Annotated in this window: 17 protein-coding genes; 5 read left to right on the top strand and 12 right to left on the bottom strand. The window is 61.3% G+C overall.

The features are described 5' to 3' along the window. Nucleotides 1–36: 36 nt before the first annotated feature. The 6 genes from AC1DXO_RS07920 to AC1DXO_RS07895 all read right to left on the bottom strand — a co-directional run bounded on the left by AC1DXO_RS07920 (nucleotide 37) and on the right by AC1DXO_RS07895 (nucleotide 6409). A complete protein-coding gene (locus AC1DXO_RS07920) occupies nucleotides 37–1083 on the bottom strand; it encodes a GSCFA domain-containing protein (RefSeq protein ID WP_476977577.1) in 1047 nt (348 codons plus the stop codon). After that, on the bottom strand, nucleotides 1083–1802 hold the full coding sequence (locus tag AC1DXO_RS07915) for a hypothetical protein (RefSeq protein ID WP_476977576.1): 720 nt from the start codon (nucleotides 1800–1802) through the stop codon (nucleotides 1083–1085). Before AC1DXO_RS07915 ends, AC1DXO_RS07920 begins: the two co-directional genes overlap by 1 nt. A gap of 170 nt (nucleotides 1803–1972) precedes the next feature. Continuing rightward, nucleotides 1973–2650 carry a hypothetical protein gene (locus AC1DXO_RS07910; RefSeq protein ID WP_476977575.1) on the bottom strand — a complete coding sequence of 226 codons (678 nt, stop codon included), beginning with the start codon at nucleotides 2648–2650 and terminating at the stop codon, nucleotides 1973–1975. Between the two features lie 13 nt (nucleotides 2651–2663). Further along, nucleotides 2664–3410 (bottom strand): hypothetical protein, encoded by a 747-nt coding sequence (locus AC1DXO_RS07905; RefSeq protein WP_476977574.1) that lies wholly within the window; start codon nucleotides 3408–3410, stop codon nucleotides 2664–2666. Nucleotides 3411–3577: 167 nt separating this feature from the next. Continuing rightward, nucleotides 3578–3853: a DUF1294 domain-containing protein gene (locus AC1DXO_RS07900; RefSeq protein WP_476977573.1), complete on the bottom strand. Its 276-nt coding sequence runs from the start codon at nucleotides 3851–3853 to the stop codon at nucleotides 3578–3580. Nucleotides 3854–3964: 111 nt separating this feature from the next. After that, the gene (locus AC1DXO_RS07895) at nucleotides 3965–6409 is read right to left on the bottom strand and encodes a glycoside hydrolase family 95 protein (protein WP_476977572.1); all 2445 of its coding nucleotides are present in this window, start codon (nucleotides 6407–6409) and stop codon (nucleotides 3965–3967) included. A gap of 223 nt (nucleotides 6410–6632) precedes the next feature. On the opposite strand from AC1DXO_RS07895, the gene AC1DXO_RS07890 reads away from it, so the two are divergent. From AC1DXO_RS07890 to AC1DXO_RS07875, 4 genes are all read left to right on the top strand, one after another. Continuing rightward, nucleotides 6633–7130: a TlpA disulfide reductase family protein gene (locus tag AC1DXO_RS07890; protein WP_476977571.1), complete on the top strand. Its 498-nt coding sequence runs from the start codon at nucleotides 6633–6635 to the stop codon at nucleotides 7128–7130. 216 nt (nucleotides 7131–7346) lie between these two features. Then, the gene (locus AC1DXO_RS07885; RefSeq protein WP_476977570.1) at nucleotides 7347–8678 is read left to right on the top strand and encodes a hypothetical protein; all 1332 of its coding nucleotides are present in this window, start codon (nucleotides 7347–7349) and stop codon (nucleotides 8676–8678) included. 15 nt (nucleotides 8679–8693) lie between these two features. Beyond that, the gene (locus AC1DXO_RS07880; RefSeq protein WP_476977569.1) at nucleotides 8694–9806 is read left to right on the top strand and encodes a D-Ala-D-Ala carboxypeptidase family metallohydrolase; all 1113 of its coding nucleotides are present in this window, start codon (nucleotides 8694–8696) and stop codon (nucleotides 9804–9806) included. Nucleotides 9807–9900: 94 nt separating this feature from the next. Next, on the top strand, nucleotides 9901–11889 hold the full coding sequence (locus AC1DXO_RS07875; protein WP_476977568.1) for an ATP-binding protein: 1989 nt from the start codon (nucleotides 9901–9903) through the stop codon (nucleotides 11887–11889). A 463-nt stretch (nucleotides 11890–12352) separates the two neighbouring features. Here the strand turns inward: AC1DXO_RS07875 and AC1DXO_RS07870 are convergent, their stop codons facing one another. Beyond that, nucleotides 12353–12625: a hypothetical protein gene (locus tag AC1DXO_RS07870; RefSeq protein WP_476977567.1), complete on the bottom strand. Its 273-nt coding sequence runs from the start codon at nucleotides 12623–12625 to the stop codon at nucleotides 12353–12355. Nucleotides 12626–12698: 73 nt separating this feature from the next. Next, on the bottom strand, nucleotides 12699–13475 hold the full coding sequence (locus tag AC1DXO_RS07865; protein ID WP_476977566.1) for a response regulator: 777 nt from the start codon (nucleotides 13473–13475) through the stop codon (nucleotides 12699–12701). A gap of 203 nt (nucleotides 13476–13678) precedes the next feature. Between AC1DXO_RS07865 and AC1DXO_RS07860 the strand changes: the two genes are divergently transcribed. Continuing rightward, nucleotides 13679–14260, top strand: coding sequence for a class I SAM-dependent methyltransferase (locus AC1DXO_RS07860; protein ID WP_476977565.1), 582 nt, complete (start codon nucleotides 13679–13681; stop codon nucleotides 14258–14260). 56 nt (nucleotides 14261–14316) lie between these two features. On the opposite strand, the gene AC1DXO_RS07855 is transcribed toward AC1DXO_RS07860, so the two are convergent. From AC1DXO_RS07855 to kdpC, 4 genes are all read right to left on the bottom strand, one after another. After that, on the bottom strand, nucleotides 14317–15348 hold the full coding sequence (locus AC1DXO_RS07855) for a hypothetical protein (RefSeq protein WP_476977564.1): 1032 nt from the start codon (nucleotides 15346–15348) through the stop codon (nucleotides 14317–14319). A gap of 206 nt (nucleotides 15349–15554) precedes the next feature. Continuing rightward, complete coding sequence (locus AC1DXO_RS07850) at nucleotides 15555–16244, bottom strand: response regulator (RefSeq protein WP_476977563.1); 690 nt, start codon at nucleotides 16242–16244, stop codon at nucleotides 15555–15557. Next, complete coding sequence (locus tag AC1DXO_RS07845) at nucleotides 16241–18949, bottom strand: DUF4118 domain-containing protein (RefSeq protein ID WP_476977562.1); 2709 nt, start codon at nucleotides 18947–18949, stop codon at nucleotides 16241–16243. Before AC1DXO_RS07845 ends, AC1DXO_RS07850 begins: the two co-directional genes overlap by 4 nt. Continuing rightward, complete coding sequence (gene kdpC, locus AC1DXO_RS07840) at nucleotides 18946–19533, bottom strand: potassium-transporting ATPase subunit KdpC (protein ID WP_476977561.1); 588 nt, start codon at nucleotides 19531–19533, stop codon at nucleotides 18946–18948. The genes AC1DXO_RS07845 and kdpC overlap by 4 nt, the downstream gene beginning before the upstream one ends. Between the last annotated feature and the right edge of the window lie 11 nt (nucleotides 19534–19544).

The following is a 19544-nucleotide window of genomic DNA, read 5'->3' as shown; positions in this document are numbered from 1 at the left end:
GCAAGGGTGCAAGCACCCTTGACCCGTTACACAAGGCTATTTCCGTGACACGGCCGCCGCCGCTTCCTCGCATTCGTAGTCAATAAGAGCCTCGACCGCATCCGACACCTCAGCCTGCGCTTGCGGCGCCTCGCCGGACATCTTGCGTCCGCACCAGGTCAGAAAGACGCCCATCACGGTCCGGATCGCCTCCTCGCTAGGCTCACGCCGGTCAGCTTCGAAAAAGCTGTGCGGCGCCTGGGGACCGGTTACGATTTCATAGGCCGGGAAATACCGCGCCTCCGGCAACCGCCGGATCACCTCCTCCGCCGCCACCCGCAACACGGATTTCGAATAGGTGTTGGACAACAGCACGTGCTTCCGCATCGCCGTGGCCACCAGCGGCACGGGCGACACCGACAGTATAATGCGCAGTCGCGGATTGACCTCGCGCATCAAGGCCAGGGCATCCATCAGATCCGCCGTGACCTGCCCCATGGAAAAATTGGCAAAGGCGTGGAGGTCAGGCTCGAACGTACCGGCCACCGTTCCCGGGCAGGCCGGAAAAACCGCGCCATCCTGCCGCGATACCCAGGCTTCGGTCAGGCCCAATGTAAAGATAAAAACGTCCGCCTGCTCGACGGCCGCCACAACGCAATCCAGATGCTGCCGCGTCAGCAGATCGAACTCGAAATCGGACGATGCCGCAAAGGCCAGGCCGGGGCGATACGGATCGATCACCCGACCGCCGACATGCCACCGGTCCTCGGCAGGTTGAAACCGCCCTAACGCCCGTTCCATCAGCTGTTTCAGATGCCGTGTGGTATAGATGTTGCCATATGCTGCCGAGAATTTGTGATAACTCAACGCCTCCTTGTGCGTCATGGCAAACAGAGGGTGCGGCCTCTCCGTCCAGACATAGGTGATACCGGCGCCCTCCAGCCACGGCACGATATTGGCGGCGAAACAGCTGCCGGCCGACATCACCTTATCCCCCTCGCCCAGCAGCGGCGGGCCATCGATCAGGTCTTCCGCCATGAAGCCCTGCGACACCGCCTGCTTCCACAGGCTGCCGGGCGGCGCATTCTTGTACGGATGATCCATCAGACGGCCGTTTCCTTGAGATGCGTCACCAGACTATGCAGCAGTTTTTCGCCATAGGCGCGGTTGCCATGGCTGATATCGCCGGAGCCAAAAACCGGCAACAGGGCGCCGTCTTCGTCCTGCACGCCGTCGGGATGGCGCATATAGGTAGCGCCGCAATCCACCGCCATCTGTGCATAGCGCATCTGCAGGATGCGCCACAACTTGTAGCGCGAACGTAAGGACGTCAGACAGTCGAGCGAAATCGCCTCGACCCCGGCCCGGCGCGCGGTCTCAATATATCGCCTGGATTTGTTCGCGATGCGCAGCAGTTCGGTGCTGTTGGCCTTGGGCGGCGGTGTCGCCATGACGACCAGTTTCCGGGCGCCCGCCGTATGCAATTGATGCAAGACGCCCGGCAGTGTCGATAAGCTCGTGTCGAACCATTTGACGACAACCGAGTAAGGCACCAGAGTAGCGCCGTGTGCGGGCGCCTCCGTATCGCCGGGCACCATGACGTCAAAGTCGCCACCGACCGCGAACAGCGCGCCGATAATATGCTGATTACCTCTCCAGCACAGGGCGGCTGCCTTTCCGGCCGCCAGTCCGGCGAATTCCCGCCAATAGCTGCCATCCGCTCTCGCCTGGCGTGTCGCGAGACGCAACCTTGTGAGCACGACATGGCCGTCATCGAACAGATGGTCGTGCTGCGGGCCCTCGCGCTCATTGCCATCACCCATGCACAATATGTGGGAGTCGCCGCCGACTATACCTCGTATCCGCTCCATACTGCCAAAAAACCACAGGTGACATCCTCATGCAAGGTAGTCCCTGCCAAGGGCCGGCGGCGGCAAGGGTGCAAGCCCCCTTGACCCGAAACGACGAAAAACTAACGCGCCTCGGATATTGCCTACTTTTCGTCAGGCAAGCCGACCTTCCCGGTAGCGGCCTGGACGGTCACGTTTACATAGCCTTCGTGCGAGAAGGTGCGCTCGTGTTTGCCTTCGGTACCATGTTCCTGGGAATAGCTGTAGCCATAGCTATAGGGCGTGGCCGCTGCGTAGCCCTGGGTGCTGACAAGCCGTGTCTCGAAGGTGCTGACGCTCTGACCGACCAGCGCGGGATTTGACCGCACCAGGATGAATCGTTCCTGCGGCATGGGCCGAAACTGCACACCCAGGGTGTTGCCCAGGATGGCGAAGCGATCATCGGCAAACGTCCGCGTGACCTTTCCATCCACATCCAGAAGACTGACGGACGGAGCAAATGTCCGTATGGGTTCCTGAACGCCGCCGACGGTGATGGTGTGGTTTTCGCCATGGGCCGGAATGGCATAGACGACATAATTGCCCGACGACGCGCCGGTGGTCAGACAGGGTTTGCTCGAGTCGATCAGCGTCGAAACGACGTAATAGGCCTGTTTCTTGACCGGAGTCAGGGACACCGCATCCTTGGTCGAAACTTCGGTCGCGCAGGTCTTGCCGGACAGGTCGACCACCGCCAGAGGCGGTGGAACGACCGGCACTGTCGCGCACGCCTGCAAAACCAGAAGCGGTGCCGCAAACATGAAGGATTTGAGCAGCTTCATAACGATTCGCTCCCTACCTCAACAACTGCGCCGTTGCATGGGCCGACGCCACAATGGCATTGCGCAGACCTTCGGCCGCCTTGACCGGATCAGCGGCGATCGCATCGACACTTTCAAAACCGTAGGCAGGATCACCAGGAATATTGACCGTCACAGTGCCCGGCAGAACCGCATTATATTCCACGTAGTTGTCGAGCAGGACTTTTGTCGGGTCCTTGGCATCGTACATCTTCACCGAGATGACCACGTACGGGCGCCACATCTTGGTGCCACCCACCTGCTGGTAGCCATAACCGTTTCCGTTGACGTCCAGTACTGCAGTAGTCGCAGCGGCATCGGCTTGCGCGGTAGCCACAAACTTGCGGCTCTCATCGCGCGCCGTCTTGAGGCTGGAGATGTCATAGCTCTGGGAACGCAGATCCGCCTCGAAGGCCTCGTCGAAAATCGCTTCGCCGTCGAAATTCTGGGTTGCCAGGGCGGCATTGATCTTCTTGTTCTGGGCATCGGCAATACCCGCCTCGATACTGGCGGCGGCTACACCGACAATAAGGCCGGCCAGGCCAGCGCCGCTGGCAGCACTCGCCATATTCTGCCCGTTTGTCGCCAGTTTACGAACCCGCGGGGCCGGCGGCATAGCATCTTCGACGACCTGGATAGTCGAAATACCCGATGTTGCATGATCAAAAGGTACAGGGCGGTAGGGCGTGACACAACCGCTAACCATGGTCGCAAGCAAAAGCGACGCGAAAATACGTTTCATTTGAGAATCCCCCAAGTGTAAAGCGACAGTCCCCAGATGGAATTTTCAGCGGGGCGCTTTCGGCAGCAATCTGCCAGATTTTATTGCTTTTGCAATCCCCTCGTACCAAATCCGAAATATTCACGCCACGCGCGAAGCACTCACAACCGGCAGCATACGACAGCGATTCAGAGTAACACCACCGCCAGGCAGACAACGACCACCTGCACGAAAACGACGAAGATCACCTTGCGGATGAACGCAAGCTTGCTGGTTTTGTGGCGAAACGCCTGCGCGGCCATGATTCCGCCAGGCCATCCGCCTAATGCGCACAGCTTCAGGAGCATCGCTTCGGACACGCGCCGTTCACGCCGTTTGGCGCGCACCTTATCCAGCACCCACACGCGATAGGTGACCAGATTGATGGTGACCAGGTAGATGGCAAGTATGATCCAAATCAGCATTCCGCCATGTCAGCGCAAACGCCTGAAGATTTGCTCAACAGGCGAGACAAGGTCTCAACGGCTTGCCCTTTTCATCACGGCCGGCCTGGCAGGAACCTTTCCCCGCGGCCACTACAATGTTGTCGCGGTCCACATCCCCTTGCCGTCCAGCGTCACCTCGCGCAGCACGACGCCATAACGCAGCTTCACCACCGCGCCCGGCGGCCCCTTCAATGTGACCCTGGCCACCCGGCCACCGGTCCAGTTCAGATCCACTGTAAGTCCGCCGCGCGCCCGCAGGCCTGTCACCTCGCCCGACGGCCAGGCCGACGGCAGGGCGGGCAACAGACGCACCTCTCCACCCCAAGACTGAACCAGCATTTCCATGATCCCGGCCGCGCCGCCAAAATTACCGTCGATCTGGAACGGCGGATGGGCGTCGAACATGTTGGGATAGGTGCGCTCGGGCCCGATCAGCCCGGTCAGGATAGAGTGCGCGTGCTCACCCTCGCCCATGCGCGCCCACAAGGCCAGCCGCCACGCCGTGCCCCAGCCGGTGGCCAGATCGCCGCGCTTGCGCAAGGTCACCTTGGCGGCCTCGATCAGGTCGGGCGTATCGCGCACATTGACCTGTTCGCTGGGATAGACGGCATAGAGATGCGAAACATGGCGATGCTGCGGATCGGGCGCGCGTTCGTCCCAATCTTCCAGCCATTCCTGAAACTGGCCCTGTGCCCCGATCCGGTCCGCCGGCAGTCGCGCCCGCATTGCGGACAGCCTTGCCGCAAACTCTGGCTCGCCCTTGCCCAGAAGGTCATGCGCCGCGAGGGTCGAGCCAAACAGGTCGCGGATAATCTGCCGATCCATGGCCGGTCCGGCACAGGTGGCGATTTGCGGCAGATGTTCATGCTCAGGTGAGATCGACGGCGAGGTTACCAACCCCCTGCCCTTCGGATCCTCGACCAGGGTATCGACAAAAAATTGCGAGGCCCCGCGCAGCAAGGGATAGATGCGCGCCAGATAGTCCGGATCGGGATTGTAGTCGTAGTGATCCCACAGCGTCTTGCAAAGCCACGCCCCACCGGTCGGCCACATGCCCCACCATGAGCCTTCGATCGGTGCGGTCGCCCGCCACAGGTCGACATTGTGGTGCGCCACCCAGCCGCCAGCCCTGTACATGACTTGCGCCGTTTTCGCGCCCGTGACGGCAATGTCCTCGACCATACGCAACAAGGGCTCGGTACAGTCGCCGAGATTCCCCGGCTCGGCCGGCCAGTAGTTCATCTCGGTATTGATATTGATCGTGTATTTGCTGCCCCACGGCGGGTTGTTGCCCTCGTTCCAGATCCCTTGCAGGTTGGCCGGCTGTGAACCGGCCCGCGATGAACAGATCATCAAATAGCGGGCATATTGCAGGTACAGCGCCGCCAGGGCCGGATCATCGTTCTGCAGCGATCCGGCGATGCGAACATCGGTCGCCTTCAGCGCCGCGGAGGTCCGCCCCAGCTTGACGGTCAGGCGGCGGAACAGCGCCTGATGTGCCGCGATATGGTCGGCCCTCAGGCTCGCATAGCTGCGTTTAGCCGCCGCTTCCGATACGGTACGTACCTTGCCAACAGGGTCACCGGTAACGTCCGCGTAGTTGACGTAGGACGTAGCCGCAGCGACCAGCAGGGTAACGGTCTTTGCGCCGCGCACGCTCAATATGTCGCCGTCGACCGAGACCTTGCCATCGGTCAGGGCCTTGACGCGTAAGGCATAGGTCAGGCCCGCCGGAATGCCCGCCGACTCGATGTTGTGTCCGGTGATCAGCAAGGCGTTGGCGCCGTCCGCCGCAAAGACCAGGCTGTCAGGCCGCAGGACATTCTTGGCCGGCTCCAGCATGTCCCACGGCGCACCCGTCGCTTCCAAGGCCGTCATCTTGCCTTCATAGACAGGCGTGCCGTACTCGGCATCGGCCGGATGGCGATAGCCAAGGTCGAAGTCGAGTGTCGCCTTCGCGCCCTTGGCGGTCAGTCGCACCACAACGACCTGATCGACCGAGCTGACGAAAACCTCACGCGTAAACTGGCCCTTCGCCGTGGTGAAGCGCGTGGTTGCAACCGCCGTATCGAGATCGAGACAGCGCTGATAGGCCGTCGGCGCCTCGGCATCAAGGAAATCGAGAAACAGGTCGCCCGCTGCGCCATAAGGCATTTCGGTCTTCGGGTGCGACAGCATCTCGGCATTGACCAGGTCGGACGCTTCCTGAAACTTTTCGTCGTCGATCAGCCGGCGCACCTTGTCGAGATTCTCCGCGCAGCCGGGATTGTTGGGATCGTAGGGCGAACCGGCCCATAGCGTGTCCTCGTTGAGTTGCAAGCGCTCCTGTGCCACACGGCCGAACACCATGGCGCCCAGCCGGCCATTGCCGACCGGCAGGGCCTCTACCCAGCGCCCGGCGCCCCTGGCGTACCACAGGGCCAGGTCGGAGGGGCGCTCACCCTTTGCAAAAGCCGGCAAGCTTCCCGCGGCACCCGCGATGACTCCGGCCGCCAACATAGCGCGGCGTGTCTGGCCGCTGGCATGATCCGTCATGTTCAATCCCTCAACCTGTTTCGGCGGCCCTGTTCGCCGCGTCTTTTGTCACACAAAACTACAGAAATGTGCTTCGCCGTAAAGCCATATATCATGAGCAAAAATATTTCTATTAGTAAAATGAAATGCCGAAAAACCCGCTGAAAAGCCCATTGTCCACCGATCGAGGCGTTGCTGTACCGACAAGGATGGCTATAGTGATCCGCGCGCCCGGAGCGAAACCATGGACCTGCCGAAAAGACTATTGATCCTGTCAGGCCTTGCTGCCTTGGCGACAAGCACCGACGCCGGTGTAGCGCCCGGTAAGCCGGCGCCGGACTTTCGTATTCAGACCTTGGGCGGCAAGACCCTGACCCTCGCCTCGCTGAAGGGCAAGGTCGTCATCCTGAATGTCTGGGCAACGTGGTGCGCCCCATGCCGCGCCGAAATGCCGGCCTTTGATGCCTACTACAAGGCGCATAAGGCAAAGGGTCTCGAGATCATTGCCATCAGCCAGGACACTGTGAAACTGGATGCCAAGGTGACCGACCTCGCCAAGGGGCTCAGCTTTGCGACGGCGTTCGGCCGCAATGCCGACATCAAGGGCTACGGCAATATCGGCCAGGTCCCGGCGACCTTTATCATCGACCGCCGCGGCCGCCTGGCCTTCGACGGCAGTCGCGACGCGACGGTATTCACCCCCGACCTGCTGGCGCGCACGGTCACGCCGCTTCTCAGATAAAAAACCTTATTAAATCCGTCGCTCACGCCATCGTTGCGTGGTGCCAATTGGCGGTCATCAAAGACTTCAAAGCCACACCTGTCGTGCAACTTTCCCCAGCGGCGATTGCCCCCCTTGCGGTTGGGTTAATATTTGTTAAGGTCCCATAAAGGCGCGCAGGTAAAAGCCGGCGTTCAGGGCAAAATCGCACGAAACGCGTCTTATTGGGGGCCTGACTTGGGCAGCTTGTTACCAGAATCGCTTGACGTGGCGGCGGGGCTCGTCTTCGTCTACCTGTTCATGAGCGTCCTGGCCACCGTGGCGCGTGAGACATTCGAAGGCTTCCTGAAGCGCCGTTCGCGCAATCTTGAAAAAGGCCTGGTCGAACTGCTGTGCGATCATCCGCCGGAAGTTCCGGCCGGCAAGGGCAAGATCAGCGGCTTCGAAATGCTCAAGGCCTTCTACGACCACCCCCTGGTCATGTCGCTGTATCGCGGCCGCTACACGGTTCCCCCCAAGCGCAACTTCTGGCAGGGGCGCAACCTGCCCTCTTACATCCCCAGCGGTCACTTCGCCTTCGTCGTCCTCGATCTCCTGTCCGAACAGGGCGGGACCGGCACAGACGCCGGGGTCGACCTCAATGCCGTGATGAAGGGTTCGCAGAACCTGGGCAATCCGCGCCTGGCCAAGATGGTCCAGTTCGCCGTCAGCAATTCGGGTGGCGATGTCGAGAAGGCGCGCCAGTTCATGGAAAACTGGTTCAACGCCACCATGGACCGCGTGTCGGGCTGGTATCGGCTGGAGACCCAGACCCTGCTGTTCTGGGTCAGCCTGGTGGCCTGTGTCGTGCTCAACGTCAATACGGTCGTCATCGCCGACAGCCTGTATCGCAGCCCGACCCTGCGCAAGGGCGTCGAGGCCGCCGCCGAGACCTATTACAAGAACCACGCCTCCGGTCAGCAGGAGACGGGCGACCTGATCACCAAGGACAATAACCCGCTCAACGAACTGGGCCTGCCCATGGGCTGGACCCAGCAGACGCGCGACACCATGGCGCGTCTGTTCGCCAAGGCGGAACCCCAGGAGATGGCCGCTGACCTGCCCATGCCGGTCGCGCCTGCCAGCAAAACCCCGCCGACGATCATCGACACGGTTGTCATGTCGGTGAAGGGCGGCTGGCGTTCTGTGGTCAATTTTTACAACGGCACCCCGCAACTGGGCGAATATACCCTGTTCAACCTGCTGCCCTTCCTCTCCCTGATCATGGGCTATGTCATGACGGCCTTTGCCGTGACCTTGGGAGCGCCCTTCTGGTTCGACATCCTCAGCAAGCTGATGACGGTCCGTTCGACCTTCAAACCCAAGGGCGGCGCCAATGGCAGCGACGGCGGAACCGTCGCCAGCCTCAGCGCGCTGGTCGGTGCCCTGGCTCCGCCGGTTGCAGCCACGCAAACGACGCCGCTGATCGGCTACACGCCCGACTTCACGCCGTCGGCCGCTGCCATGAAGCCGGTCGAGGACGGCAGCGACGATATTATCGACCCCTCCCTGCGTCCGCGCGACGCCTGATCCGGGGGGGAAGCCATGGCCATCATTACGCCCGAAACCCTGACGGCCCTTGCCCCCGGGACGAAGCGCGCCGCCGACTACGCGCCGGCGCTCGATGCCGTTCTGGCTGGCGCCGGTATCACCACGCCGGCGCGCATCGCCCATTTCATGGCGCAACTGGCCCATGAAAGCGGCGGCTTCCGCGCCCTGGTTGAAAACCTGAACTACTCCGCCGCCGGCCTGTTGAAGACCTTTCCCAAACGCATCACCAGCCAGGCCCAGGCCGACGCCCTGGTGCGCGGCGGCAAGGAAGCCATTGCCAACCATATCTATGGCGGCCGGCTGGGCAATGTGAACCCCGGCGACGGCTACAAATATATCGGCCGCGGCTTCGTCATGGTAACCGGCCGCAATAATTACACACTTTATGCCGGCCTGATCGGCCAGCCCCTGGTCGACCATCCCGAACTGCTGGAACAGCCCCTGTTCGCCGCCCAGGCCTCAGCCGCCTTCTGGAAAGCCAACAATATCAACGCGGCCGCCGATCTCGACGACGTCGAAAAGGTGACCCGCCTGATCAATGGCGGAACGATCGGCCTGGCGGAACGCCGCACGCTTACGGACAAGGCGAAAACCGTATGGACCGCCACGATCATGGCGGCCGGCCAAGCTGCCGCCGCCGCGGCAACGGCGGCGACCACAACGATCGCTGCCGGGGCGCTCAGCCGCTATTTCACACTCGACGAGCTAACCTTTTCGGACAATGCCGTCCGCTTCCAGATCGACAATACACCGTCGGCGGAGATCGTCACGCACCTGACCGAGACGGCCAAACAGATGGACAAGGTCCGCGACCTGCTGGGCCATCCCATCACCGTCAATAGCGGCTATCGCAGCGAAAAGCTGAACGCTGCCATCCATGGCGCCAAAAACAGTGCCCATACCACCGGTTATGCGGTCGATTTCGTCTGTCGCGGCTTCGGTACGCCCCTGCAGATCTGCCAGAAGATCATTGAGAGCGGGCTAAAGTTCGACCAGTTGATCCAGGAAGGCACCTGGGTCCATATCTCGTTTGCTCCCGCCTTGCGCCAGGACGTCCGTACCGCCATCTTCGGCGGCGGCTCGACCTCATACCGTTCGGGTTTGTAACCAGGACAATCGCCACTTCCGCATTGCGTTTACTGGCTTAATTTGCCAAACCATGCCCTGAGGCTGACGCCTCGCGCAAAGGACGCATCCGGGCATGCATTCACCGACTCGGCTAATCGTGATGATAGCTGCCGGCGTCCTGCTGCCGGTGATCATTTTCAGCGCCGTTTTCATGGCGTTTGACGCCCAGTCCAAGCGCCATCTCGTCGAGGCGACCGCCATGGACAAGGCGCGGCGCGTCACCAATGTCATCGATATCGACCTGTCGCGCTCCATCGCCTCGCTGCGCGTCCTGTCGACCAGTCATCTTATGCGGCCGGGCAACTGGCTGGCTGCCAGAGCCCGCGCGGAAGAAGTCCGCGATCTGAACACCGACTGGGACGCGGTCAGTCTGGTCGATACGCGGAACGGCAATCTGCTGTTTTCCACGACAGGCGCGGCCGCTCCGATATCCGTCGACCTGCTGCGTAAGATGGTCCCCGGCGACGACGTCGCGATTGACGGTATCGACCGCCGAACCGGCCACTGCACCTGCATCCTGATGGCCAAGCGTCTCAAGGCGCCACAGCAGGATCTGGCCCTGATTGTCGAGTTGGACCCGTCCGGATTCCAACAGATTCTGCTGTCCGAAACACCGGGAAAAAACATCGTGACCGCCGTGGTCGATCGCCAGGGCCGCTTCATCGCCCGCTCGCTCGACCATGAGGCGCGCGTGGGAACACCGGCAACGCATTTCGTGCGCGACGCCGTGGCCAGAGGTCCCACCGGCTTCTATTCCGGCACCACCTATGAAGGCATCAAGAACTACTCAGCTTTCGTAACGTCGCCGCTCACCGGCTGGTCGACCCATATCGCCGTCTCGTCCTCGCTGGTCACCGGACCGGCGCAATTCTGGTGGTTGTCGCTGCTGGTCGCCGGGGTTGCCGCGATCCTGTTTTCCTGCGGCCTGATCTGGTACGGCGTGCGCGCCTTCGCCGCCCAGCGCAAGGCAGAAGACCGTCTGCGCGCCGCCGAACGGATGGAAGCCCTAGGTCAACTAACCGGCGGTATTGCTCATGATTTCAATAACATGTTGGCGGTCACTATCGGCAACCTGCAATTGGCGCAACTGCGCCTCGCCAAGGGCGGCGACATCACCAGATTTCTCGACACAGCCATGGACGGCGCCCGGCGGGCGACCGAATTGACCCAGCGCATGCTGTCCTTTTCCCGCCAACAACCCGTAGCGCCGGAAACCAGCGACCCCGGCACGCTGGTTATCGGCGTCATCGATCTGCTGGAACGCACCATTGGCGCGCACATCACCTTGAAAGCGCGCGTTTGCGACCGGCCGTGGCACGTCCACGTCGATCGCGGCCAGTTCGAAAATGCCCTGGTCAACCTGGCTGCCAATGCGCGCGACGCCATGCCCGATGGCGGCGCCATAACCTTCGAGGTCGCCAACCAGGCGGACACCGTCACCGTCACGGTTTCCGACAGCGGCTGCGGCATGACGCCCGAGGTCGCCCGCCGCGCATTGGAACCCTTCTATACGACCAAGGACACCGGCCGCGGCACAGGCCTGGGCCTGTCGCAGGTCTATGGCTTCGTTCGTCAGTCGGGCGGCGATATGACGATCGACTCCAGTCCCGGCAAGGGCACCAAGGTCCGCCTGATCCTGCCCCGCGCCACACCGGCCGGCGGTGAAGCCGCGACCACTGCGCCGAGCACGGCGTCACACAGCCAGGTCCGATCGCTCGACGTCCTGCTGGTCGAGGATGACGAACGCGTCCGCCGCATGACCGAAGCCTCGCTGATCGAACTGGGCCACAGGGTCCGTACGGCGCATAATGCTGCACAGGCATTGCTCGAACTGGACCAGTCCCTGCCCGACCTGATGGTCAGCGATATCGTCATGCCTGGCATGAACGGACGGCGCCTGGCGGACAAGGTGTCGGCCGAACATCCCGGCGTCGCCATCCTCCTGGTCTCGGCGTTTGAGCCCCAGGCGCCCGAGGATGTCGCCTATCCGCGCCTCAACAAGCCCTTTACGCTGCAGTCGCTGGAGACCGCGATCGCCCGAGTCATGGCGGCGCGGGCCTGACCTCATACCGGTAGCGGTAATGCCTGACCTTTCTTCGCCCGCCTCGTTTACGGGGCGCCCCGCCTCCCCATAAATGGGCTAGGGTATGCACATATGTGCTTGGTTTGGGTGATCGAACGACTGAAGGCCCCCACCACCCCCCTTCGCCAAAGCTGCGCTACGCTTCGCAATGTCTCGGGCGGTCCCCCGCCCCGCTCACGGGGCGGTATAAGTATTTGTTTTTCTTATACTCCCCCGTTGGCGGGGGAGGTGGTGCGGCGCTCGCGCTTCTTCGGCGCGTAAGCCGTGACGGTGGGGGGCCTTAGCTACAGCTTAAACAGGCACCAAATTTCAGCGTCGCAAACTCTGACATCTCACGCGAAAATCTTATTGAGTTTATTTGCCTTTTTGAGATGTGTGAATCGCCTAGCATAAATGGGGTGGGCAAAACACGTCAGAATCATCCCAGGTTGGTATTCGATGGCTATCCGATGGCCAGCAGACCCACTTCCGTCAGCAGGTTACGCCCCATACAAAACAGGAAATAGCCACTGACCCCGGCAAAGAGCAGACCACAGAACTTGTAACCAAGGGTCATGAGCCAACTTCTCTGGTTTTTGGCGGCCCACGTCATGCCGACTTCATCCTGTGCCTTGGCCACGGCCTTCTGATAGGGGCGAGTAAAGAACATCAACCAGACGCCAAGGCCAAAAAACAACAAAAGCAACGCCAGGGCGCCGATCTTTTCCAGGCTCATTCGATTCCTCCCCCTTACTGCCTCATACAAGGGCAGCCTCGTCCACAATAGGCTATCTGTCAACGGTTGCCAGTCAGCTCTTGCGCATCGCCGGGACCGCACCGTCCAGTACCTGACGCATGACATGGATGAGATCGTCAGCGACAAACGGCTTGGATATCTGGGCATCGGCACCGAAGCGCTGCGTGGCGTTGAGCGCCTCACGGTCACTGATTTTACTTTCGATACCGGCCGACATGGCGATGATCCTGACCTCCGGCCACGTCGCTTTGATGGTCTTCATGCCCTTCAGCCCGCCCATGCCCGGCATGAAGACGTCGCACAATACCAGGTCGACATGGGCAATATCGACATTGGAAAAAGCCTCTTCCATGGAAACGGCTTCCGAGAGGCGATAGCCGGTCGATGCCAGGGCCTGATAGGCAAAACGTCGAACGACCTGACTGTCATCGATCACAAGGATATGCCGGCGGCGAACGCCCCCGCCCAGAGACTCGAAAATATCCTTGATAAGGTGTTCGGTGAACGGCTTGCGCAGAACGTAGTCGGCCCCCGCCAGACGGGCGTGGCGCAACGTGTCGTCGATCGAATCCTTGCTCGAACCGGCGGTCATCAACAGAATCGGCGCCGAACGCGCCAGGCTGCGAAACTGCTTGATATGCAGCAGGCTGTTATGCTGACCGACAAAGACATCGAGGATGAGCGCCTGGATATCGATCAGCTTCAACACCTCCAGCGCCTCGCGCACGGTGTCGCAATGCACCGTGGTCCAGCCCTGGGCTTCGACCATCCGCGCAATGACCATCGCCTGCGTCTTGCTGTCTTCGAGGATAAGCGCTGTTTTTACCATGGTCACGCAAACGATTGGAGCTGTGGCGACACTGCCTGCAAGATACTGAATCGCCCGTTAAGACAGGCCGCAAACCCAGTAAATTTACGGAAAATGGCTTCATTATTCGCAAATCGCACCATGGTCCTTCATTCGCGGAGCGCCGCGCCTGGAGATCATTCGCGACCTTTCCAACCGCCGGCAAGTCGTGCCACTATGGCGTCATGAGCCTCATGACCTTTATCGACACCTGCCTGGCCGCCCTGAACATTCCGTCAAAGCGGTCGCTGATCCATCAGTTCCCCGACCGACGGCTGCTGGCCGAGACCTACCTGCCGGCGTTCGCCCAAACGGGCGGACGAATTCTGTTCGTCGGCTGCCGCCGCTACACGGCCGGTTACTATGCCGTTCTGGAACGCAACGGCGCCGAGGTCTGGACGACCGATATCGAGACCAAGGTGGCGCGCTTCGGTCGCAAGGGCCGCCACCGCACGGGCGATATCTGCCTGGCGGATACACTGTTTGCCGGCATGACCTTCGATGCTGTCCTGTTCAACGGCATACTCGGCTACGGCGTCGACTCGGAAGGCCAGCAAAAACAGGCGCTTGAAGCCCTTAGCCTGATACTGAAACCGGGCGGACGGCTGTTGGTCGGGTGGAATACCGACAAGATCGAGGATCCGGTCGAAACGGGTGTGATAGCGCCGTGGTTTACGCCCACGCCCTTTGCCGGCCAGCCCTCTCGCGTCCGGTTTGACGACGCCACCCACGTCTATGACAGCCTGGAGCGAAATGACTTTAGGTAGAATTGTCATTTCGCTCCAATGCAAAATCGCCGCCTTCCGCGGCGGTTTCTCCAGAGCTATTCCGGCGTGAAGGTAATGGTCGTGCGCAAGCGATGAACCTGCGCTTTCACCGAGGTGCCGGCGACAATACCGCCGGCCAAGGCGAAGCCGAAACTCTCCGCCATGATATCTATGTCACCCGCTCTGGAGTCCTCAACGGTAAAACGGCCCCCCGTCAGGGTTTGGTTTTCCGACGCCGCCCAAAGGAATGGGGCTATTGCGTCGCAGTGAACTTCGAGTTCAAGGTCATGTTCGTTCAGGAAGTCCTGCGTGACCGACGGCGTAAGCGGACGCACCAAGGTATACACGTCCGCCCCGGCGACGCCGAGTATGCCCACCGCGGACGCCTCGCAATCCAGGTCGTAGGTAAGGTCGATGCGTACACGCTGCCCGCTCGGCAGGCTACGACGATGGTCCATCCGGGCAGTTCCATCGCACTGACCTGCCTCCACCGCCCAGGCGCCGAACCGCAAATAGCCGCCGGACTTATAGGCGTCATTGCCGGCGACCACGTGGCAGGTAAACTCCTTGACAAACGAAAAGTCGTCGCCTGAAACCGCCACCACCGTCGGCGTGCCCGCCGCGGAGCCAGACTCGCCGTCCTTCTTGGCCGTGGCCTTCGGCTTCTTCTTGGTGAAGGTGATGCCGAGGTCGTCCTTGAGCGTGAAGACGTAGCCCGGCACGGCGGCTTGAAGATCCGCCGTCATCCTGGTGAGATCGACGCCCCCCTTTGCCAGAACGGCGACGTAGGCGGCGTGATAGCGCTTCTGGTAGGCAGCGATCAGGCTGGCCCTCTTAGCTGAGTCCGCCGTGTCTGAAATCTCCTTCAGACTGGCCTGCATCTGCTTTCGCAAATCGGGACTTGCCTTGAAGGCGGCGTCGATCTTCGCGGTGTAAGCATCGAAGACCGGCTGCAGCTTTTCTCGCGCCGGCTGCTCGATCGTCGGCCGAAGAACGTTCGCCGCCTGGCAGCCGGCGGCGCCAAGAGCCGCGGCCAGCGCGAAGCCACCGGCGAGCAGGAGCTTGCGATACGTCATCTTGGAGATCATGCGGCATACCTTCTGATGAGAGCGGACGCATCCCCTCTCGGGCTGGAACGCCTCAAGCCTAGTCCGTACGGGAGCACCTGGGCTATCCCGCAATTTAGGGATGTACTGCCCCCGGCCTTGGCCAAAAAACGTTTGTTGGCCGCCCGAGCTTATGCGAGGAGCCATCCGGGCCGCCCGGGCGCCCCCGTTTTCGGATTGCGCTTTGGTCAGGGCTTAAGTCGATAGCCGATGCCGGGCTCGGTTACGATAAAGCGCGGATTGAGTGCGTCGTCATTGAGCTTTTCGCGCAGATGCTGGGTGTGAATACGCAGATAGGTCTGGTTTTCCGGCGCATGTTTACCCCAGACCTCGTTCAATAGACTGGCATGGGTCAGGACCTTACCTGAATTGCGCGCCAAAACGATCAGAAGCTTGTATTCAATCGGAGTCAGACGGACATCTTCGCCGTCGAGCCGTACACGACGTGACGCTGTGTCGATGACCAGATTGTCGTAGTCGTAGACGAAGGGGGCATCGCCCTGCGGCCGGTTGGCATGACGCAGCGCCACCTTGATTCGGGCGATCAGTTCGCCCGCCGCGAAAGGTTTCGTCAGATAATCGTCGGCGCCGTGGTCGAGGGCTTCGATCTTGTCATGCTCCTGCCCGCGCGCCGAGAGGACGATGATCGGAATGCGGCTCCATGCGCGCATCTGGCGGATGATCTCCATGCCATCCATGTCCGGCAGGCCAAGGTCGAGTAAAACCACGTCGGGACTTTGCGACGCTACCTTCTGCAAGCCTTCCCGCCCGGTCTCGGCCTCGATCACCACCATGCCATTGGCGCCCAGGACGTTACGCAGAAATCTGCGGATATCGGCTTCATCTTCAATGGTGAGGATACGTACGGTGTCGGTCATACGGCGTCGGGCCCAGCTACAGGAAGCGTAAAGATAAAGGAGGCGCCATTTGACTGCGGCCTGCCGTCGGCGCTCGTGAACGTCCGGTTGTTCTTGGCATAGATCATACCGCCGTGGGCCGAAACAATACCCCGGCAGATGGCCAGCCCCAGTCCGGTGCCACCGGAGCGATCGGAGCTCAGCTTCTGTTCCGTCTGGAACTGTTCGAAAATGCGCGCCTCGTCACCATCCTTCAGGCCGCTGCCGTTGTCGGACACGCGCACGCGCAACCTGTCGGCCTCCTTTTCGACGTAGATAACGACCTCACCGTCTTTCGCTGTATGCTGGAAAGCGTTTTCGATCAGGTTGACGAACACCTGCTCGATCAGGCCGCCATCGATCATGACCATGGGCAGGGTGCCGGAAATCTGCGTGCGAAGGGTACGGCTCTCCTTGGTAGCCTGGACCTGCGCCAGGGCGGCGCCGAGGATTTCCTGGATCATATAGGGTTGGAAATTGAGCTTCATATGGCCCGAAGTGATGGCTGCCATATTGAGCAGATCGCTGACGAACTTCTGCAGCCGGGTCAGGTGGCTCCACAAAGCCGTCAGTTCATCCATCGCCTTGCGGGGAAGTTCCTTGCGCATGCGCAGCAGCGTGGACACCTGTCCATTCATGACCGTCAACGGCGTGCGCAGATCGTGTGACAGTGACGACAGCAGGACATTGCGCAGCTTTTCATTTTCAGACTCGACCTTGGACTGGGACGCCTCGTCAGATCGCCGCGCCCGTTGCAGCGCCCCGGCAACCAGGCTGGCGAAGGCCTCGAACTGCAGGATTTCCGCTCCGGTAAAGGCGCGCTTGCTGTCAGAGGGCGCCAGACCCAGTACGCCCAGGGTATCGTTTTCCGCCTGTAATGGCAGATAGAGGCCGGACGCCGACGGCATGGTGTCGGTGTCGCGCCCGGCCATCTGGCCGTTGGCCGCGACCCAGTTGACCGCGCCCATTTCCTTCATGTCGTTCTGGACGGTCCCGTCAGGATAGATCTGCAGGCCTGATGGCACAATAACGAACAGGCTGACGGCGAGGTTGAAGGGGCCGCTCAAATGCTCAACGGCGACGTCACACATCTTTTCGACCGTGCGCACCGCGGAAAGACCGCGTGTCAGGCCGTAAAGTATCTGGGTCTCGCGTTCGCGGTCGCTGACCTGTCGGGCGTGGCTCGACAGACGCGCGGTCAGGGAGCCCACGACAAGCGAGGTCACCAGCATGAAAGCGAAGGTGACATAGTAGTAGGTGTCGTAGAAATTGAAGGTGTAATAGGGGTCGGTGAAGAAGAAGTTGAACGCCGGAATGCTAAGCACCGAAGCCAGAATCGACGGGCCAAGTCCGAGCCGGGCCGCAACAATGACCACGCCGGTAAGATAGATCATGGCGAGGTTGGTCGCCGGCGTATGGTCGCGGAAGGGGAATGCGATCGCCGTGCACAGCGCGACGGCTCCAGCGGCCAGGGCATAGTCCAAAGGCTTGGCTAAAAAGGGTTTTACCGCATCGGGCGCGACCGTCGTGTCCTTTGTCGTGCCGCTTTCGCCGTGGATAGCGGCGATTTCCAGCCCCTCACCGCCTTCGATGAGTTCCTGGGCAAAGGCCGTGCGGAACCTCTGCCACCATTTCGGCTTCCGGTGTCCGACCACGATCCGGGTGAAGCCGTTCTGGCGGGCATATTGCAGGATGTCACGCACCGGATTCGAACCGGAAAGGCGGACGATCTGGGCGCCGAGATTTTCCGCCAGGCGCAGATAGTGTTCTACCCGTGTCCGCCCTTTTTCGTCGAGCCGCTCGTGGCGATCGCTTTGCAGATAGACGGCGTGCCAGGACGACCGCCCGCGCGCCGCCATGCGCTTGGTATGGCGGATCAGGCGCAGGGATAGAGGATCCGGCCCCAGCAGCACCATGATCTTCAGGCCAAGCTGGGCTTCGTTTTGCCCGAGGGCGGCATGCAACTCGTCGCTTTGCGCATCGACCCTTTCAGCCGTTCGGCGCAGCGCCATCTCGCGCAGCGCCAGCAGGTTACTCTTCTTGAAAAAGTTCTCGGCGGCGCGGGTATTGGCGCCCTCGGCGACATAGACCTTGCCCTCGGCCAGACGCTTTAGCAATTCGTCGGAGGGAATATCGACCAGGGCAATCTCGTCGGCGCCTTCGAAGACGGTATCGGGTACGGTTTCGCGCACCCAAACCCCGGTCAGTTTGGCCACCTGGTCGTTGAAACTCTCGAGATGCTGGACATTCAGCGTCGTGTAGACGTCGATGCCGTTGTCGAGCAGTTCCTCGACGTCCTGCCAACGCTTGGGGTGGCGTGAACCGGGCGCATTCGAATGGGCGTATTCGTCCATGAGTATCAGGGACGGACGGCGGACCAGGGCACCGTCGAGGTCGAATTCCCTGACCTTGACGCCCCGGTGATCGATCTCCAGCAAAGGCAAAACCGGCAGCCCTTCGACAAGGGCTGCCGTTTCCTGCCGGCCGTGATGCTCTATGACGCCGATCAGTACGTCTCGCCCCTCCTTCTGCCGGGCATGCGCCTCGGTCAGCATGGCGAAGGTCTTGCCGACCCCGGCGGACGAACCGAAGAAAACCTTCAGTTGTCCGCGCGGATTGTCGCTGTGCTCGTTTAGAACGAGTTGCAGCAACCGGTCGGGATCGGGTCGGCCGTCAGGATCGTTCACTTCATCTTTCCATCGAGGCGAAGATTGACCTCGAGCACATTTACACGCGGTTCGCCCAGAATGCCAAGGTCGCGTCCATGCGTCGATTTGGCGATAGCGGCTTCGACCAGGACTTCGTCGATATTTCGCGCCGCGGCGACACGATTGACCTGATAGGCCGCTGCCGCCGGACTGATCTCGGGATCAAGCCCGGAACCGGAAGCCGTCACCAGATCGACAGGGATTTTGGTCGCTGTACCCGGGGCGGCGGCCCGCAGGGCATCGATACGGCCCTTGACGGCGTCGAGCAGAGCCGGGTTATTGGCGCCCAGGTTCGAACCGGACGACGCGCCGGCATTGTAGGGTGCCGTCCCCGTGGCTGACAGACGGCCCCACAGATATTGCGGCTGGTCGAAGTTCTGCCCGATCAGGGTCGAACCGATGACCTGGCCGCCGCTGTCGCGGATCAGGCTGCCTTCCGCCTGTTTGTGAAAGCCGAACTGAAGGATGGCTGTGGTAAGCGCGGGGTAGACGCCGCCCAGCAGGACCGTCAGGACGAGCGTACTGACCAGGGCGGGGCGAAGGGTGGAGACGATGGATTTCATGGTTCTGCTCC

The sequence above is a fragment of the Asticcacaulis sp. P2_C5 genome (assembly GCF_056404555.1).
The sequence above is the reverse complement of the archived record's forward strand: the minus strand, read 5'-3'. Positions and strand labels throughout refer to the sequence as shown.

Bases quoted from the DNA above. Each gene is read 5' to 3' on its own strand.
- AC1DXO_RS07920 (WP_476977577.1), bottom strand. From the start codon at position 1,083: ATGGATCATCCGTACAAGAATGCGCCGCCCGGCAGCCTGTGGAAGCAG.
- AC1DXO_RS07915 (WP_476977576.1), bottom strand. From the start codon at position 1,802: ATGGGTGATGGCAATGAGCGCGAGGGCCCGCAGCACGACCATCTGTTC.
- AC1DXO_RS07910 (WP_476977575.1), bottom strand. From the start codon at position 2,650: ATGAAGCTGCTCAAATCCTTCATGTTTGCGGCACCGCTTCTGGTTTTG.
- AC1DXO_RS07905 (WP_476977574.1), bottom strand. From the start codon at position 3,410: ATGAAACGTATTTTCGCGTCGCTTTTGCTTGCGACCATGGTTAGCGGT.
- AC1DXO_RS07900 (WP_476977573.1), bottom strand. From the start codon at position 3,853: ATGCTGATTTGGATCATACTTGCCATCTACCTGGTCACCATCAATCTG.
- AC1DXO_RS07895 (WP_476977572.1), bottom strand. From the start codon at position 6,409: ATGACGGATCATGCCAGCGGCCAGACACGCCGCGCTATGTTGGCGGCC.
- AC1DXO_RS07890 (WP_476977571.1), top strand. From the start codon at position 6,633: ATGGACCTGCCGAAAAGACTATTGATCCTGTCAGGCCTTGCTGCCTTG.
- AC1DXO_RS07880 (WP_476977569.1), top strand. From the start codon at position 8,694: ATGGCCATCATTACGCCCGAAACCCTGACGGCCCTTGCCCCCGGGACG.
- AC1DXO_RS07875 (WP_476977568.1), top strand. From the start codon at position 9,901: ATGCATTCACCGACTCGGCTAATCGTGATGATAGCTGCCGGCGTCCTG.
- AC1DXO_RS07870 (WP_476977567.1), bottom strand. From the start codon at position 12,625: ATGAGCCTGGAAAAGATCGGCGCCCTGGCGTTGCTTTTGTTGTTTTTT.
- AC1DXO_RS07865 (WP_476977566.1), bottom strand. From the start codon at position 13,475: ATGGTAAAAACAGCGCTTATCCTCGAAGACAGCAAGACGCAGGCGATG.
- AC1DXO_RS07860 (WP_476977565.1), top strand. From the start codon at position 13,679: ATGAGCCTCATGACCTTTATCGACACCTGCCTGGCCGCCCTGAACATT.
- AC1DXO_RS07855 (WP_476977564.1), bottom strand. From the start codon at position 15,348: ATGATCTCCAAGATGACGTATCGCAAGCTCCTGCTCGCCGGTGGCTTC.
- AC1DXO_RS07850 (WP_476977563.1), bottom strand. From the start codon at position 16,244: ATGACCGACACCGTACGTATCCTCACCATTGAAGATGAAGCCGATATC.
- kdpC (WP_476977561.1), bottom strand. From the start codon at position 19,533: ATGAAATCCATCGTCTCCACCCTTCGCCCCGCCCTGGTCAGTACGCTC.